This window comes from Synechococcus sp. KORDI-100 (assembly GCF_000737535.1).
Classification (GTDB): Bacteria; Cyanobacteriota; Cyanobacteriia; order PCC-6307; family Cyanobiaceae; genus Parasynechococcus.
In genome coordinates this window covers 1,347,203-1,365,772 of the sequence record NZ_CP006269.1, presented here as the reverse complement: position 1 = coordinate 1,365,772, position 18,570 = coordinate 1,347,203, and the positions used below count along the sequence as shown (strand labels likewise).

At 51.0% G+C, this 18,570-nt stretch carries 11 protein-coding genes; 6 read left to right on the top strand and 5 right to left on the bottom strand.

Features of this window, described 5'->3' with window-relative positions; all coding sequences use genetic code 11:
* Positions 1–6: 6 nt before the first annotated feature.
* Both KR100_RS06940 and KR100_RS06935 read right to left on the bottom strand, forming a co-directional pair.
* Positions 7–6,711, bottom strand: coding sequence for an SUMF1/EgtB/PvdO family nonheme iron enzyme (locus tag KR100_RS06940; protein WP_038544327.1), 6,705 nt, complete (start codon positions 6,709–6,711; stop codon positions 7–9).
* 371 nt (positions 6,712–7,082) lie between these two features.
* Positions 7,083–7,280 (bottom strand): hypothetical protein, encoded by a 198-nt coding sequence (locus KR100_RS06935; RefSeq protein WP_038544324.1) that lies wholly within the window; start codon positions 7,278–7,280, stop codon positions 7,083–7,085.
* Positions 7,281–7,351: 71 nt separating this feature from the next.
* Between KR100_RS06935 and KR100_RS06930 the strand changes: the two genes are divergently transcribed.
* From KR100_RS06930 to KR100_RS06905, 6 genes are all read left to right on the top strand, one after another.
* Positions 7,352–8,311, top strand: a complete 960-nt coding sequence (locus KR100_RS06930; protein ID WP_038544322.1) for a rhodanese-related sulfurtransferase — start codon at positions 7,352–7,354, stop codon at positions 8,309–8,311.
* 141 nt (positions 8,312–8,452) lie between these two features.
* Complete coding sequence (locus KR100_RS14430; protein WP_162176492.1) at positions 8,453–10,054, top strand: calcium-binding protein; 1,602 nt, start codon at positions 8,453–8,455, stop codon at positions 10,052–10,054.
* Positions 9,967–12,510, top strand: coding sequence for a BspA family leucine-rich repeat surface protein (locus tag KR100_RS14425; protein ID WP_369793841.1), 2,544 nt, complete (start codon positions 9,967–9,969; stop codon positions 12,508–12,510). The genes KR100_RS14430 and KR100_RS14425 overlap by 88 nt, the downstream gene beginning before the upstream one ends.
* A 318-nt stretch (positions 12,511–12,828) precedes the next feature.
* Positions 12,829–13,830, top strand: coding sequence for a hypothetical protein (locus KR100_RS14420; RefSeq protein WP_156097967.1), 1,002 nt, complete (start codon positions 12,829–12,831; stop codon positions 13,828–13,830).
* 130 nt (positions 13,831–13,960) lie between these two features.
* Entirely contained in the window at positions 13,961–14,935 is a 975-nt protein-coding gene (locus tag KR100_RS06910; protein WP_038548201.1) for a DUF952 domain-containing protein, read from the top strand.
* A gap of 210 nt (positions 14,936–15,145) precedes the next feature.
* The gene (locus tag KR100_RS06905) at positions 15,146–15,670 is read left to right on the top strand and encodes a hypothetical protein (RefSeq protein WP_038544320.1); all 525 of its coding nucleotides are present in this window, start codon (positions 15,146–15,148) and stop codon (positions 15,668–15,670) included.
* Here KR100_RS06905 and lipA read toward each other — a convergent pair.
* From lipA to KR100_RS06890, 3 genes are all read right to left on the bottom strand, one after another.
* Positions 15,655–16,554: a lipoyl synthase gene (lipA, locus tag KR100_RS06900; protein ID WP_038544318.1), complete on the bottom strand. Its 900-nt coding sequence runs from the start codon at positions 16,552–16,554 to the stop codon at positions 15,655–15,657. The two genes, KR100_RS06905 and lipA, sit on opposite strands and share 16 nt — an antisense overlap.
* A gap of 200 nt (positions 16,555–16,754) precedes the next feature.
* On the bottom strand, positions 16,755–16,952 hold the full coding sequence (locus tag KR100_RS14930; RefSeq protein WP_239420433.1) for a LuxR C-terminal-related transcriptional regulator: 198 nt from the start codon (positions 16,950–16,952) through the stop codon (positions 16,755–16,757).
* Between the two features lie 227 nt (positions 16,953–17,179).
* Positions 17,180–18,487 carry a calcium-binding protein gene (locus tag KR100_RS06890; RefSeq protein ID WP_156097966.1) on the bottom strand — a complete coding sequence of 436 codons (1,308 nt, stop codon included), beginning with the start codon at positions 18,485–18,487 and terminating at the stop codon, positions 17,180–17,182.
* Positions 18,488–18,570: the final 83 nt, after the last annotated feature.

The window sequence follows — 18,570 nt, the reverse complement described above, 5'->3', positions numbered from 1 at the left end:
TCATTCCTATGTCATATCAACAATCTCAGATGTCAAAACAGGATTTCCTTCAAGCACAGCGAACAAACCGCCAGCGCCCCATCCTTTATTAGAACCATTGGGATTGAAATAGAGTTTACCAAAACGTTGACGGTAGACAAAATCAGCATCAAGCTTTGCTGCTGCCTTCCATCTTTTAGCCCTACTGATTGCAAAGCTCGCGTCAGACTCAGCCCCGAAGGATTGAACATCGATTTCCAGACGTTGTGACGATGGATCAAAGTCTGTAATCAAATCGGCATTGTTCGGTCCAAAAAGACCATTACCGATCATCTTGATCGTATCAATGATCGGATCAGTGACAGGGTCCGTAACTGGTCCGGTGACTGGATCCGCGACCGGGTCAGTGACAGGATCCGTGACTAAATCGGTGACTGGGTCCGTGACCGGGTCAGTGACTGAATCTGTGTCTAAATCGGTGACTGGGTCCGTGACCGAGTCAGTGACAGGATCCGTAACTAAATCGGTGACTGGGTCCGTGACCGGGTCAGTGACAGGATCCGTAACTAAATCGGTGACAGGATCCGCGACCGGGTCAGTGACAGGATCCGTATCATCTCCCGAGAGGGTTACATTTAGCTTGACTGGAAATTCTGTATCGCTGTATTCACCATCAGGGTCAGTCACACGCAGCATGACTTCATTTAAGCCAAGATCTGTTGATGCAGGCCGACCATTGATATTCCCTTCACTATCAATCGAAAGCCACGCCGGCCCACTCAATAGAGTAAAGGTCAGATCATTGAGATCATTATCTGCATCAAATACTTCCTCAGAAAGGGGGCTGGAGAATAAACTACCTACGACTGCATCGCCCAACGACCACTGCGCAGCAATCCAAGATGGTCGTTGATTCTTTAACCCATCGGGCTCCGAGGTAATGGGGTATAAACTGACAACTCTGAAGCCAGTATAAATATTATCACTCTTGCGTTTTATACCTATTCCATTATCATTTGAGGATGCTGTGAAAAAACTTTTGCTTTTCGCTGAGTAGAACCCACCACGAGCTCTTGTATTAGCGCCTTCGAAAGAATTGTCAGCCTCAAGCCATTCGCGCAAACTTCCGGCTTGGTCGTAAGTGCCGTAATACGACGGACTGTCGTGGCTTCCTACCGCGTATGGCGGTCCATCGGAATATTGACCTGTTGGCCATCTTGAAAGGTCGCCATCCTGAATCGCATTTGAAAAGTATCCTTGATCTCCTTTTGGAAGAGTACTGGATTGATAAGGCTTGAGCTCAAGTCCCTCAAAGTCTTCGCCAAAATATTCATTATCTTGCTCATCACTGACAAGGATGTTATCGATAGCCCAAAAATTAGCATCGTTTTCGTAGCTCCATGTGACAACAGCTGATTGTGCTCCTTCAGGGTTGTTGAGGTTAACCGTCTTTCTTGCATTAATTCCCCACTTATTTTGTGGTGATGCTTTGCCTGGAAATACTGGGACGGGATCAGCATCGTCGTAGGAAATAAAAACTGAAGCATAATCAGCAGTATGCTTCGGCCATGATGAATCAAAACTAAGTTTTAACTGGCCAGCTGCTGCATCAGAAATATCAATACGCGGCGTTGACATTTCAGACTGGGTTGTTACCCCATCTGCTTTTGACGCGAATTCATAGGGGTCGATAACTGCGATAGTCCCCTCGCCACGACCAAAATGACTCCGAATTCGTTTGTGGGAGCGATTACGACTCCAGGATTTTATTTTGTGGAAAGTCCAGCCATTGAATTCTTCTGTTTTTTCAGCATTTTGTGATTCTTCTGAAAGAGGTTTCCCGTGCTTATCCCCGTTGCTGACTGACCAACCACTAGGAGCTTGATTGGTCCAATCCCCAGGCGCTGGTTGACCAGAAAAGTATGCAGCTTTGTACCATTCGTCCTCTGTCGGCAATGCAACTGCGCCAATTTCCATTTCATTCCAATTGCGCTTGTTGATTCCGTTGTTGCTTCCCCAAATACTGTTGTAAGTACCTCGTTTGATATTACCGCTAGTTAGCCAATTGCAGAAACGTAAAGCACTTCTAAAGTCAACATAATTGACTGGATGTTGTTCGTAGCCATTTTCAACTGTATAGACGAACTCATCATTAATTTTTTGCCTATCAATTCTCATCGATTCATGGTATCGGTCGGTCAGACCATCCTGTGAGCTGACTTTTGCTGTTTCATTCAAAAAAGTCGCGTATTGCTCGTTTGTGATTTCGTACTTACTGATGTAATACTCATATGGCACGTTCCCGTAACCATCAAAGTTGGCCTGATTCCCTGCATCCCCCACATGCACCATTTCAATGGGGATTGCTTTAGCCTGTCCTAATGGAATCGAAAATTCCCAAACATCGCCCGTGACGACTTCTCCATCTTCTTTAACTGAATCAACGCGCCAATAGTAAATTTCACCAGGCACAAATGGGTTATTAGGTGTATAGATATTATTTGTTTGTTCAGACTTCAATTCAAGGTTATTTGGATCATTGCCTAAATAAATACGATGTTGAATGGCATCGATCCCTCCAAGCCACATGAGATCACTGGTAGGTCTTGCCCTCGGTGACGAGTCCGCAGGGATGGGAGTTCGTGCCTTTTGCGTACGGTGACCAGGAATCCAATAGTTCAGATCTCCGAATTCATAGGCTCCAATATCAGGTGCATAACCTAAAAAGCCATCAGTTGTTTTAGAATGTTTTACACCTGCGTCAATTAATTGAGAGTCACTTTTTAAGCGGAAGTCAAAATTTTCAGGATCACGTAGCTCAGATTGAAGAACATTAGATCTGCTTCGAGTCGTTGAATTGGCCTGATAAATACCAGGTGTTTTGTATTCCGGCGGATAAAAATCCTGATTGCCCGCGTTATTCACTGCAATGGAGTGTTTATTCCCTTGTTTTTCCGCAGAACCTCGACGTCCCTCAGCTCGAAATTCGTAAACGTTGAAGTAATTATTCTCAGCTGTTGGGCGGATGATTCCGTCAACTGCTGGATCATATCCTTCTGTAAAACCATAGAATTTATCATGTGAAACATTGATGTCGATATGAGAATTCCCGAAGGCGGTATTGTTAACTACTGTGTGCAGATCGCCTTTCAACCGAGTACCACGTTTGGAACCAGTCAAGACATTATTTTGTACAGTTCCTCCCATCCCAGCAGCATCGCCATCAAAGCGAATGCCATTCCTTCCTGGCATATCGTGGATCCAGTTGTTTCGCAATGTCGTTCCCATGACATTGCCGCGGTTCACCTGGATTCCAGAGTCATCACCATGAAAGAAAAAGTTATAAACTCGGTTGAATTCAGCTAATGATTGTCCTCCTTGCTGTGCTTTTCTATTCCCAAATTTACCCAAACCACCCCATCCGCCCGTGTGAAATGTTGAGTGGCGGACGACATTTCCATCATTCACTCCAGCGCTCCACAACATGCCTCCACCGTGGGGCTTGTTGTGGAAATAGCTATCTTCCACAAGATAATTTGAACCACCACGCCCGTGATAAAGCAAAAGTGAATAGGAATTCGCAAATTCGCTCCTACGCCAGGTCAAACTGGCGTCGCCATTTCGATCCTGTAATCCAGCCGGTCCACCCGTCTCATTGCCATTAACGTTGACATAGTTTTCATAATCACCCTCTGCCTTATTAATATCCGCGCCAAGCATTTGCTTGTGGTGACCTGAATACAAAAACTTACTGTTTTCAAAGGTCAGGTTGTGAGAACCTTGCAAGTGAAACGAACCTGTTTGAAGTGTGATTCCGTCAAATTTGATATGAGACGAATCATATACTTTTAGAATCCGATCAGAGTCTGTCTGGTGTTCTTGCTCGGTATAACCACGTGCCTTGATCGATGCTTCATTGGGATTGGCGTTGTTTTCAAGCCAAACATATAATTCCTTCGTTTCCTTATCATAAAACCATTCACGCTCTGAATCAAGTAGATCAAGATCGGCAGTGATGTAGTAGTTCTCCAAGAGAGTCCTATCTTCGGCCCCAGATGAGATTTCAAATGTTGATTCACCAGCGGTGTGGGCTGTTATATCAAGAACTTTTGGTCCAACTCCATGAACGACAACGACACCACCTTCAACACTGACATTCAGATCAGATAGGCTATGACTTTCGTCTTGATTTTTAAAGCGATTTTTCAGTGCTCCTTCTTCTACAATTCGATCCGCATGAGAACGTGTTCCTAAATCCCAGTAGCTGCCTGGAGTCGGATTGTCACCATCAGACTCATCGTATTCATCCCAGTGCTTGTTGATATTTGGCCAGCGTGCTCCAATGAGCATCGCGTCATCAAGGAATAACTGAGTGATATCAAAATCAACTGTTGTTTTCCAGATGTTACCTTCGAAAGGTACCCATTCAGCTGTTATATCTTTTGCGCCTTCAATTACTACCTTTTCATCGTCATAGTTGCTAATCGTTATTGGCTCCTCTTCTGTGCCATGGATGTTATCAATATTTACTCTTTCTTTATATATACCTCCACGTAGCTTGATATGATCACCTGGCTGAACGAGGGTGGATGCATGCGTAATTGTTGCTAAGGGGAGCTCAATCGTGCCCGGATTTGTGTTATCGCCATCCTTCGCAACAAAGTATGTGTTGCTGAAATCTGTCTTCAGTCCCTCGGTGATCACTCCGTCAATTTTAATCCGATCTCCATAGACCTCTTCCCAGCCTTGATTGAGCGCATGCTCTTCGGAAATCCATAAATCTTCAACAGATTCGTTGGAGGCAAGAAGATGCCCATCCGAATCAGTTGACCACTCACCAAATAGGCCTTTGTTGCTCGTGCCTGTTCCCTTCAGTAAAAGCCTGTAGGCACCTTCTTGCTCAGCATCTGGATTCGGAACAGCGCTGATGACGTCATAACCCAACATGGGGTCGTCAGTTGAACCCTCGAAAATCTGCCCCTTTTTCTGCAACTTTATTTGAATAATCTTGTTCCCATCGACAATCTTGGATCCGTTACTTCCATCCAGCAGACCATCGCCATCTGCATCCACCTGAGCCGACGTCAGCTCAATCGTGGCATCAGCTTCCGGCTCGGAGGTGAACTCCGGCACCGTCTGATCAATGGTGAGGGTCGATGTTTCAGAGCTGGATGGATCCCCGCCATCGGTTGTCAGCTCCCGCGCCGCAAAGACGTACGTTCCATCGGCAAGTGCTGCATCGTCAGCAACAGCAAGACGCCATGCCCCTTGCTCATCGGCCACCGCCGTTCCCAGCACAACCTCACCGGACAGCACTTCAACGGTGGCGCCTGCCGTTGCCTCACCTGAAAACACAGGAGTACTGTCGTTTGTGACCCCGTCCGATTCACTGTCGACAGCGACGGTCAGTGTGGGGACACTGTCGTCCTCGAAAGGAGTCTGAGGCTCAAGGACCGGAATTTCAGAATCATCAACCGGAATCTCATCGGATACAGGGACGAAGTCATCCTCTGTTTCGGGTCCGTCGGTGCCTGAATCATCGCCATCGGCATCATCGGCGTCATCAGATGTTGATCCTTCAGACACCGCGCCCTGTTCAGAGCCTGATTCAGTCGGGTCTTGCACACCGACACCGACCACACCGTCATCCTCGACACTGTCATCCTGCGGCGTGTCCTCGACACTGAGAGCGTTGACGTCACCCTCGCTCTCTGTCGATGCCTCGCCAGGATCGACGATGGTCTGAGACAGCGACACCTGCACGTCCAAACGGTTGCTGTTTCCTGCCAGGTCTGTTGCCACAACAGCGAAGCCGATGCTGTCCGGCAGAGGAATCAGTGCAGAAGGGTCGAGACGAACCTCTCCGCTGGCAGCATCGATCGACAGACCAGCCAGGGGCAGCTCATTGAGGGACTCCAGCGTGAAGGTCACCGCTGAGGCATCCTCTGCGGATGCTGTGTAAATCAGCTGGCCGACCGGGGCGTCGTCCTCCACCGACGCCGCTGTGATGCCGCCGCCACTGCTCCCCTTCGTCAGGATCGCCTCCCGGAATCGGGAATCCCAGCCAGCCAGCAGAGCCTCGACCGATGGCAACCAGGAGGTTTTGCCAGTGATGACACCATCCGAGTTGACATCAAGGAGCTGGAACGCAGTTTTGCTGCGCTTTCCCTTCTGCAGCAGAACCTGAAACCCATTTTCGACGACCACCGCCTGAATGGCATCCCAGCGCTTGGAGCTGGCACTGGAAAGCGGATCTCCCCCTTTGGACTGGAGTGTGATCGGGTTTGATTCGGTGAGGATCTTGTAGGCCTTGCTCTGGCCGCGATCGAGTAATCCGTCGCCATCGGCATCACGTCGCGGGTCGTGGCCGATGAAGCCATCCTTCCGGATCTCATCACCGAAGACGCTCTCCAGGCCCCTCTTGAGTGCCTTGTCGATCGATTGCCATTTGGAGGAGCTGTTGATCACTCCAGAGGCATTCGCCTCGAGCACCTTGACCAGGCCTTCCTTCGAGCCTTGCCCTCTCAGCAGGACCTTGAAACCGGAGCCGTCAGCAACCGCCCGCTCGGCGTCCCACCGCTGAGAAGTCTTGTCCGAATACGTTCTCCCCTTCCAGTTGCTGAGCGGAAGGGATCCCTCCCCGGTCGTCAGTTTGTAGCGTTTAGAACCATCTATAAAACCATTCGCATCCAAGTCGCGTTCGACACTTGACTTCTGACCGTCCGAGGACATCTAAGGCTATGCAACATAGAAATGTTGGCATGGGCCGAAGAGCTCGTCAGCGTTTGGTTGCGCCCATGCGTACGTCATGGACAGGCGCCAATGCGCGAGAAAACCGTTTCAGCCCGGCAGGATCGTGATGACAGACCAAAAACCTAATGCCATTGCAGCCTGTATTTTTAACAAATTCATTCAAGATTTCTTACTCGATGAAACAACCCCGAAGTCGAATCATGTGCCTTGAGTGATTGGCGAGAGATGAACTGAGCTGGAATCATCAACGATCAGTGATTCGGCTTTGTGCAGCTGTCGGAAGAACCATCAGCATCAGCAGCGCTGAGACCCCTGACGGAGAGCAGCCGGCAGCCATGGCAGGCAGGCAATCAAGCCTTTGGATCCGTCGAATCATCCACGCTCTCATCAACAGACCAGGCCCTCTCCAGCGCTTTGATCGTCGCCGTACGCTCGGGTGTTTCCACGATCACATTCACCTGACGCATGGCGAGAAAGCGGCGATACAGCAGCCGCAGCAACCAGAACGCAGTGAAGACGACGCTGCCGAAATACAGAATCCGCAACATCGCCAGAACACTGGAAACAGGATCATGTTCTACAAACCTTCAGCGGCCACTGCTGTGATCGATCCAGACCGATGAACACGACAGAGCGGCAGGCCAACACGAGCAAAACGCTGGTGGCGGCGTTCTATGCCTTTTGCCCGCTCGACGACAATCAACGGGAGGCCTTGTTGGCTGACTTGCCAACCCTGGCAGCTGATGGCGGTGTGGTTGGCTCCGTGCTGATCGCCATAGAAGGCGTGAACGGCACAATCAGCGGCCCCAAAATCGACGTGGACCAACTTCTGGCACGGATTCAGGAGGCACTGAACTCAGCCGAAAAACCGGAGGAGCCACTGGAGGTGAAGCGCAGCTGGGCCGAGAAGCCGGTGTTCCGTCGCTTCAAGGCCCGGCGTAAAAAGGAAATTGTGACCATGGGGGTGGAGAGCGTTGACCCGCGCAGCAGCGCAGGCACCTACGTGGATCCAGACGATTGGAACGCTCTGGTGGATGATCCCGACACACTCATAATCGATACACGCAACAGCTACGAAACCGCCATCGGCTCCTTTGAGGGAGCCATTGATCCTGGAACCGAGAGTTTCCGCGATTTTCCTGCCTGGGCTGACACCGGGCTGCGCGCGTTGGTGCAAGAAAGAGCCCCCAAGCGCATTGCCATGTTCTGCACCGGTGGGATTCGCTGCGAGAAGGCCAGTAGCTATCTGCAAGACAACGGCTTCGGGGAGGTGCACCACCTGCGCGGCGGCGTTCTCAAGTATCTGGAGACGGTGCCGGAAGCCGACAGTCGCTGGCATGGGGAATGTTTTGTGTTCGATCAACGGGTGGCCTTGAACCACCGGCTTGAACCCGGCGAACACAGCATCTGCCATGCCTGCGGGTTGCCGCTGTCACCGGAGCAGCGTGACCATCCCACCACCATCAAAGGGGTGCAATGTGTGCATTGCGTTGATCGCTTCAGCGATGCCGATCGTGAGCGGTTTGCGATGCGGCAACGGCAGATGGAGCAGCAGAAACAAGACGAGGGAACGGATTGATACGGCAGCTCAGGGTTGTAAGGCGAACCAAAACGCCCTCCGCTGATACGAAAAAGCCGCCAAATCCAGACTCCCCCAACTGAGGGATGACAAACGACTGAGCGAAGTTCAGGATGAAAGGATATGTTCAATACGGGCCAGATGCGTTCTCCTAAGGCAACTGTTGCTCAACGCTGGGGTACATGGGACGAGAGCTTGATCACAGGGCGCCGCAAGAGAGGTGCACTGCTGCGGGATGAGGAGATCGGCGGGACGGCTGCAGCGGATGTGATCGACGCCGGAGACGGAGACGATTTGGTGGAGAGCGGTGAGGGAGATGATGATGTTGATGGAGACGCAGGAAACGACAGCATCGAGGCCGGCGCCGGCGACGACAGCGTGGATGGCGGCAAAGGGAACGACACAGTTGATGGAGGGAGTGGCGACGACAGCCTCAACGGCGGAAGCGGTGATGACCTGATTACCGCCGATATCGGCGACGATCAACTGGAGGGCGGCAAGGGCGACGACACCCTCGAAGGAGGCAAGGGACGCGACATTCTTGATGGAGGCCTGGGCAATGACATCCTGAATGGGGGAAAAGGAGCCGATGATTTCATCCTTTCAGAAGGGATGGACAAGATCAGTGATTTCAATCCAAAGCAAGGTGATCGAATCATTCATCGACCATCAACATTTCCAATCGACGAAGAGCCAGAAATCAAACAAAAAGGCAAAGATGTTTTAATCAAAATTGGAGATTTTGTAACAACCGTCAAAAATTCAAAAGCCAAAGAAGTCACAATTGACTCCCCGGAGCTGCTAGTACCACTATTTTCAGACGAAACAAATACGAACGGAGAGAGCGCCGAACTAGGCATGGTTTATGCAGGAACGTTAGATAAAATCACTGTTTCGACTTCAGGCACTTCAAATCCTAAATACTTAATCCAGTATTCAAATAAAGAAATAGGCAGCAATGAATCGCAAACAAATGCTAGCAATGAAGACAAAGAAATTAACGAAATTTACTTCAAATCTATTGAGACAGATGCAATATATGATTTCATTGGAGGAGACAAACTTCCAGAGCGTTGGGATTTCTCCGAAAAAGGCGGAAAATCAGATTTAAGCACATCTATCAATACAAGAGGTGGCGAGAATCATGTGATTGGAAGCAGCGGAGGAGACTTTGTAATTGATCACTCCATTTCATCTGAAAGTGCGAATAAAAATTCAAGTTATACATTTTCTCCTGGAGCAGATATATTCGAAAGCAAGAATGAAGATGGATTCAACAGCTCGGAAGACTTTCCGTATGAATTGATTTTACCTGAGTATTTAACTGTGACCGAAATCGCGAAGGCAGGCGATGATAGTATAGACATATATTTAAAGGATCAAGATGATGATGAACATCGTACAACTTTCGAAAAAACTGGGCTGTCCGTCAAACAAGTAGGAGAACTGCTCGGGCAAAGCGAAGATGATTTTCATTACTTTCGATCGAGCAGGCGTATTAGCGAGCAAGAATTGCCGACAAAGAGATTACTCTCTGATCTTCAGACTATTGGAGAAGGAAAAGGTGGCAGTTATTACGACTACCGGGCAATTTTTGACTGGGACAATAGTTCTTACTATGACTACAATAAGGGTAATTTTAGGGGCAAAAAAATCTGGAATGGCTCGTCGGTATTCAACAAATTGGATCAAGGAGTACAACAAAAGACGATTTCAATGAGGCAGATATCGATAAAAAGCTAACTGAATCTGGCAGAATTAAAAATCAGCTGGCATCTGGACAACACGCTTTTAGAGGGGCAAACATATCATCAGAAAACGAAGCTATTGAATCACTTGATACCAGTAATCTCGAAGACTTTACTGGAATATTTGGAGAAACAGATGGATTCAAAAGCAATCTATCTGACTGGAAAGTCGGCAATGTTGACTCTTTGTCAGCAGCTTTTGAGTACAGCAAAGATTTCACCGCCAATATTTCGACATGGAATACTGAAAATGTAAAAAGTATGTACGATATGATAGCAGGAGCCGAAAATTTCTCTGCTGATATATCTCAATGGAACGTTAGCAACGTAGAAAATATGATGTATGTTTTCAGAGATTCTATTAACAACAACGTAGATATTTCGAAATGGGATGTTGGGGAGGTAGATAAAATGACTGGCATGTTTGAGGACTCAACGTTCCAGGATGAAATTAATATTTCTAATTGGAATGTTTCCAAGGTAGAAAAAATGGATTATATGTTCGAAGATGCCAAGGATTTCAATAGTGATCTTTCAAAATGGAATGTTTCCAGGGTGGAAGACATGGGTTCCATGTTCTACGGTGCAATCAAGTTTGAAAGTGACATTTCCGAGTGGGACGTCTCAAACGTAGAGACTATGATAAGAATGTTCTCCGGTGCAGAGAATTTCAATAGCAATCTATCAAATTGGGACGTGTCTAATGTTCATGACATGGAGGAAATGTTCAAGGGCGCCAAAGAATTTAATCAAGATATTTCGAAATGGGATGTGCATTATGTTGATGACATGCGAAAAATGTTTAAGAATGCCGAGTCATTTAATCAAGACCTGAGTGGTTGGTGTGTTGAAGGAATAGATGAAGAACCCGATGCATTTGGAGAAGGATCAAAATTAAGCGATGAGCACATGCCCAAATGGGGAGAATGCCCAACAGCAATTTATGGCTTTGACACTTTCGATGAAGGTGTAACCGGTGATGATGGCCCCAGCTCTAAGGCCAAGACACCAAAAGGAGTGACGTTCAAGGGAAGAAATGATAACGACGATACACTTTTTGGATTGAGTGGTGACGATACTCTGAAAGGTAAGTCAGGTAATGATGCGCTCTATGGAGGTGACGATGATGATCTAATAATAACAGGAACCAAAGAGAAAGACGATGGCATCAACTTTGCAGACGGAGGAAATGGAGACGACGAAATTTACAGCAACAATCATGATTATGACGAAAAAGATATAATTGGTTTAAAATCAAGTAAATTAAAGCCGGGCAAATATAAACCCGAAGAGATAAAATTCAACGAGAAGCTTGCTGATACCCTTATTGGTGGCAATGGCAAAGATTTATACATTTCACAAGGTGGAATGTCAATCATTGAAGACTATGAAGGTGATTTCAGCGAAGCAGTTACGGAACTTGATGCAGAGGTTGACGATTCAGCCAACCATGAGGCTGTAATTATTACAAATGAGGATAGTGGTCTGAGAATGGGTGTTCTTATAGAAAGCCCTGTAGATCAGGAAAATCGTGAGATTTGGATTTTCAAGCCAAGAAAGGAGGGAAAGAGAAGCGAATACATTATAGACGAAACAAATCTAGAATTCAGCGAAGTGAACGAGAAATATATTCAAAATTCAGATTACTCTTTAAAAGGTCGCATTCTGATCAAGTCAAAAGTTGACGATGACGAGAATCCAAGCGAACCAATTCAAGATGGAGGTGGCAACAGTGGTGGTGGCGGTGACGATGATGACAATGGCGGCGGCTCCGGATCAGGAGGAGGCATCGACTTCCCCGGAGATTCCACGCAAGACACCGGCAATGATTCAAAGATTGATGGTGAGTCGATCGGGATCGCTGGTGATGGTGGAAGTGCTGGAGAGAACAATCAGCTTCGTGTTGTCACCATTGAAAAGCAACCGTCCAAAGACAACTTTGATGTCATCACACGCGGCACAAGAGAGGATGAAAAATACAAGGGCAATAAGGCAGTCGACAAACAACGAGGACGGGCTGGCGACGATACTCTCATCGGAGCCGGGGGAGATGATTATCAGTACGGGGGTAAAGGGGCCGACAAACTTCGCGGCAACAAGGGTTCTGACGTTCTGTTAGCCGACAGTGGGAAAGATCTTCTCAAAGCTGGAAAGGGCGACGACGTCGCTTATGGCGGCAAGGGCAACGACACACTCACTGGCGGCAAGGGTGAGGACGTCTTTGTTCTCTCTTCAGGGAAGGATGTGGTGACTGACTTCAATGTCAATCAAGATGGAATTGGTGTCGTGTATGCCATCGACCTTCAGTTCAACCAGAAGGGTGATGACCTACAGATCAAAGGGAACGACGGCGTTAATACCCTGCTCTTGAACACCGATAAAGAGGAGTTTCTGGCGAATTATCCAAACAACCTGGAGGTTATTCCAGTCGTGGAAGTGGATGTCATTTAAGCCAACGCTTGCCGGGCCAGAACTGGCCCAATGTTCTCTGATTGGTTGAATGAAACCAGCAAGCTCAATCGCCAGAACAGTATCAATCGATACTGTCCTGTTTTGTCGTCGTCGCCACATTTAATTTGTTACGGATAACTCTTAGTGTTTTCAACTGAGTCTGCCCAAGCAGCGATCGTCGACTGCGTTGATCCCCTCTCTAATAGCCTCAAGCGGTCCCATAATGAATCATCGTTAGAAACACAAACGCTTCCTTTTCAAAACAACATCACCAGACGAGAAGTTCGCAATGCCTTCAATGGCTGGACGGATGCTTTGGTGGACATCAGCCAGACCTATAAAAACGACGGCTTCGAAGCGGCAAAAGAACTGACCGAAGCTGTCATCGATGGAGGTTATGCCTATCAGATCGGTCCCGTCGCTTTCAAACCCACCTGGGCGAATGGAGACCAGACCTTCAGGACCACCCGAAAAGGTGCTGTGTCCTACTTCGTCGGCGGAGATGAGGACTACGACGACCTTGGTTTCGCCATCGGCTCTGCTCCCGATCCTGTGACGGGTGAGAGAAGTGCCTGGAAAGATTCCTGGTTTGATCTCTCCGTCAGACGGTTCGATGGCGAAACGGCCATTGTTCAAGGTCTGCTTTACACCGAATCAGAGGACGGCACGGTTGGTTACGTCGATAAAACCTGGGGCTTTCAGAAAGACGATCTAGGCAACGTGCGGATCGTTCTGCACCACTCCTCCAGTCCCTATGAGACGGTTGATGAACCCAAAAAGATCAAGAATCACACGGTCAACAACAGAAGCTTCGATATCGACAACCTGATCACCAAGAAAGAGGTGCTGGCTGCCCAGGAGGGTTGGACCGATGCCCTGGTCGCCATCAGCCAGACCTACAAGGACGAAGGCTTTGATGCGGCTGAGGAACTAGCCGGGGCAGTGATCGACGCGGCCTATGGCTACCAGGAGGGTGCAGTGGCCTTCAAGCCCACCTGGGCCTACGGAGACAACACCTTCAGGCCCACCCGCGAGGGCGCCGTCTCCTACTTCGTCGGTGGTAGTGACAAGTACGACGACCTTGGCTTCGCCATTGGCAGTACTCCTGATGAAAACGGCGACCGCTCGTCCTGGGCGAATGCCTGGACCGAGAATGCTGTGATTCGCATCGATGGCGACACCGCCACCACGATGGGTTGGATGTACACCGAGGACGAAGCAGGCAACGTTGGTTACGTCGACAAAACCTGGACGTTCCAGAAAGGCGATGACGGTGTGCTGCGCGTTGTGGTCCACCATTCCTCCAAGCCCTACGAGTGATGGCAAGCCGGCGCTGAAACGCGCATGAGCCGCGCGTTCCTCATCGGCTTCACCGCCATGGGGAACGCATCATCAACTCAGGTTGGTTTGAACGAGCCAGGATGAGCGTGTGCCGCTCATCCACTCCCACGTGCAGCCGACCCTTTACAGCTTTCGACGCTGCCCTTACGCGATGCGGGCGCGATGGGCTCTGTTGCAGGCCGGGCTTCTGGTGCAGTGGCGAGAGATTGCCCTGAAGGCCAAGCCGCAGGAGATGCTGGATGCCTCTCCCAAGGGCACGGTTCCCGTGCTGGTATTAGGCGATGGCAGCGTGATCGATGAAAGCCTTGAACTGATGCGATGGGCCTTCGCTCAGGCCAATCCCCGCCATCTGGTTCTGAACGGCGCGAGCACTGCCTTGATCGCAGAGAACGATGGCGCGTTCAAATTCCATCTTGATCGCTTCAAGTACACCGATCGCTACCCGGGTGAGTCCAGGCAGAACCATCAGCAGGCGGGGCTCGGCATCCTGCGCGTCTGGAGCGATCGCGTCGCCGCTGATGGCTGGCTGACAGGGCCGCAGATGAGCCTCGCCGACGGCGCCCTCTGGCCATTCGTGCGTCAGTGGCGCATCGCCGATCCGGATGGCTTTGACGACGATGCGAGGTTGACGCCCCTGCGGCAATGGCTCCAACACTTCCTGGACAGTCCGGATTTTGAACGCCTGATGCAACGGGCCGATCCCTGGAGTCCCGGTGGCCACCAACCCGTGTTCCCGGCAGACGCCATCCCCGTGCCCCTCGATCAACCGCTGTTTCACCTGGCGTTGGCCAGCGATTGGCGAGCCGCTCAAACCAGCGGCGGCTACAGCGTCTCCACCCGTGGACTGACCCTTGCCCAGGCAGGCTTCATCCACTGCTCCTGGGAGCACCAGGTTCAGGGCACCTTTCAGCGCTTCTACCGCGACGCCGGTGAGGTGCTGCTGCTTCAGATCAACCCCGCCGATGTTGCAGCGCCGTTACGGGCGGATGCCTCCCCCTGCGGTGAACTTTTTCCCCATCTCTATGGAGCCCTGCCATTGCTGGCTGTTTCCGCCGCAAAGCGCTACCCGCAAGAAACAGCATGAGAACGGCAAGAATTCCTAGGCCAGTTCAGGGGTTGCACAATGCCGTAGGCGCCCTATGACGGGTTTGCCGCAAGAGAATGATGGTCTCGCGTCCTTCACCGTCACGTCAGGATCTACCCACTCCGGAATGGTCGACCCACCAGCTGAAACAGCTGCTGGAGAAATCACCGAACCGCGACTCGGCCCTGACCTCAGCCCTGATGGAAGCACATGACATCCGCATGTGCCGCCGATCCTCGCCTCGATGACCTGGAACGGCAGGCGCGTGATGCAGGCCTGCTGTTGCGCCTCAAGGTGGGACGGCCCCTCGGGTTATGGAGTCTGCAACTGGTGGTGGCACAGGCGGCCGATGATCGCGGCTACCGCTTGCTGGGGGAGATGAAAGCCTGGGCCTATCCGGCCAGCTCAGGCCTGCAGCTCGACACGATGCGGGTGACGCCATCAGCGCCTGCTGGTGTTGGGGATCTGATCTGGAGCGCCACGATGGCCTGGACGCTGGAAATGACGCCCTGCCGGACGGCCCGGCTGCTGGCCATCCGTGATGACGAACGGCAACACCAACGCCTGCTGCGCTACTTCCGCTGTTTTGGTTTCGAAGCTGTCCGCTCGGTGGATGCAGCGCTTTGGGATTTGCCGCTGCGCCTGGTCTGGGGAGGGGCCGGGATGCTGATGACAGGTAATTGCGCCAGGGTGCAAACGATCAGCCAGCGGCGCTGGCGTCAATCGGCTGCGTGATAGCTGCTGCGCACCAGCGGACCACTGCGCACCTGAGCGAAACCAAGGTCCCTAGCAACCACAGCCAGGGCATCAAACTCCTCTGGCGTCCAGTAGCGGGCTACTGGGATGTGAGCCAGTGATGGGCGCAGGTACTGACCCAGGGTGAGGCGTTGGCAATCAGCCGCACGCAGATCCCGCATCGCCGCAATCACTTCCTCGTGGGTTTCCCCAAGCCCAAGCATCAAGCCAGACTTGGTTGGAATCGAGGGCGCCAGCTCCCTGGCGGAAGCAAGCAAGCCCAGAGATCGTTGATACGTCGCCCCACGGCGCACCTCACCCTGAAGACGCTGGACGGTTTCCAGGTTGTGGTTGAAGCAGGCAGGCTGGGCTGACAGCACCGTTGACAAACGTTCTCGTTGTGCCCGCACCGCTCGTTGCTCATCAGCGAATCCACCCCAGAAGTCCGGCGTGAGCACCTCGATGCCAATCAGCGGATTGCGCTGGCGAATGGACGCCATCGTGGAGGTGAACAGCGCAGCGCCATGATCCGCCAGGTCATCGCGGGCAACGGCGGTGAGCACCACATAACGCAGACCGAGCGACGCCACGGCATCAGCAACCCGCTCAGCCTCTGCTTGATCCAGCGGCATCGGAGCCCTGCCCTTCTCCACTTGGCAGAAGGCACAGCTACGGGTGCAAATCGAGCCGCCCAACAGGAAGGTCGCCGTGCCCGCGGCGTAACACTCACCGCGATTCGGGCAGCGGCCCTCTTCGCAGATCGTGTGCAAACGGTTCTGCTTCACCTGGGCCTGAACCGCCTCCAGGTCTGAAGCCTTACCGATCGGACGCCTCAACCATTCCGGCAGACGCTCCGCTGGAGCGATGGCGCTGTATTTGCTCATGGTTCACGCCGCTTCCTGCTCCGATTCTGATCAACGGAGCAGCTGTTAGTGAGTGCCGGCAGCCTGGGAGGGCGAACCCGCTCGGAGCGATGCCGCCGGCTTGGCCATCATCGACCACAACGCCAGTAAATGTGTCTTTCGATACAAAAACTTCGGTTTTGCGACACTTCAGCACAGCAGCCGATCAGCGCAACAGCCAATCAGCTCACCAGCTGCCTGCGAATGCCCTCCACAGCGCAGGCTGTGCGGTTCCGGGCATTCATCTTGCGGATAATCGAATGAACGTGATCGCGGGCGGTGGTTTCAGCGATGTGAAGGGACAAGCCGATTTCACGATTCGAAAGACCATCGCAGATCAAACGAAGCACGTCGTTTTCACGGTTCGTCAGCGGAGTCACGATTGTGGTGGTGGTAATTGAGGGGATCTCTCCCTCCCGTACCTTCTCGCGGTTGCACCAGCAGCACTGAAGGACTTCTGAAGGATTCCCTGAGAGAACTCTGAGTTCGCGGCTCAGGGATCCCTCATCCCGAAAGAAACACGACCCTGTTCAGCAAAAACCCACACCGGCTTACGTCCGGCGTGGGTTAGATCGAGCAACATCGTGTGAGCGACTGAATCGAAGCCTCAGACCAGGGCGATTTGTTCTGCCCTGAGCTCTGGAGAACCTTTCAGTGCGGCCAGAAGTCCGCCCTCACCGAAACCACGACTATCACCATTCTCGTTGTAATAGAGCCCACCCTTAGGCTGGTAGTAAATGAAGTCGCAATCACCTCTGTTACGGAGTTGCTGAAACTCACGACGGCTGTCGGCAACACTGACAACACCATCACCCTTAAAGGCACCACTATCGAGCAGGATTCGATCACCCTGATCAGCATCAAAGTCGCGAATCACATCGGCATGACGTCGACCACATCCACCATCTGCCTGATCAAACAGAAAGTCGTCAGCGCCACCACGACCGAAAAGACGATCACGGCCTAAACCCGCCGCAATCAGATCATCGTCCCGCGTCCCGCGCACTGACTCGCGCCCACGGGAACGCTCACCGCTGATCACATTCTCAAACGAGACCACCGTGCGGTTCACCTCAAACGTGTTGACGTTGTTGACACTATTATCGATGACAGAATTGTAGGAATCATTAACGCTATTATTTGAGTTGTCAATTATATTATTGATGCTATTATCAACGTTGATCGTATTGACGCTGTTATCAGTGTTGTCAATATAAGTATTCGTCGTGTTCGTTGTCTCGCTATTGATAATTGTATTGAAATACATTTCAAAGAGCTTCTGCACCTGGGACACCGTCAACGAGTTGGAGCCGGAGGTGATATCAGAAACAGCTTCATGATCGATGTCATTGAACACCTCAGCGACATCATCGGGATCAAGTTCAAATTCATCACCGGCATAATCGCTAACTGCTTCTGCGATCTCATCTGTTGTGTCCAAGACGTCGCCCTCATCATCCAGAGCATCAACAACCTCGAACTCTTCAACAACAGGTTCTAACTCGTCAACGACCTCATCAGTAACATCAACCTCCTCGAACACGGAATCAGGCTCTGAATAGCCATACCCCCCACCGCCATAACCGCGTCCACCATGACCGCGTCCACCATGACCGCGGCCCCATCCACCGCGTCCGCGACCACTAAGTCCGCGACCAGCACGTCCACGCATCGGCTGAAAACCAAATCCTCCGACCATCGCCAAAACATCACCGGCAATATCAGTGGGCAGACCTTCGGCGATCAATTCGTTGGACATTGATTCAACAATGTTCTGCTGCTCGATCGAGATGTCTGTTGTGCTGCTGGATTCTGCTTTTTCATAGCTGCTTTGTGATAGCAGATCAAAGAAAGAAGGCATGAGATGAATGGAAGATGCGGCGTGTAAACCACCACCTGGCTTCACAAGACTCACAGCAAAGTCTCAGCTGCACATCCTCCGATTGACGGGGAAACATTGAATAACCGTCAGATGAAGGGGAGCTGCCTTACGAGACG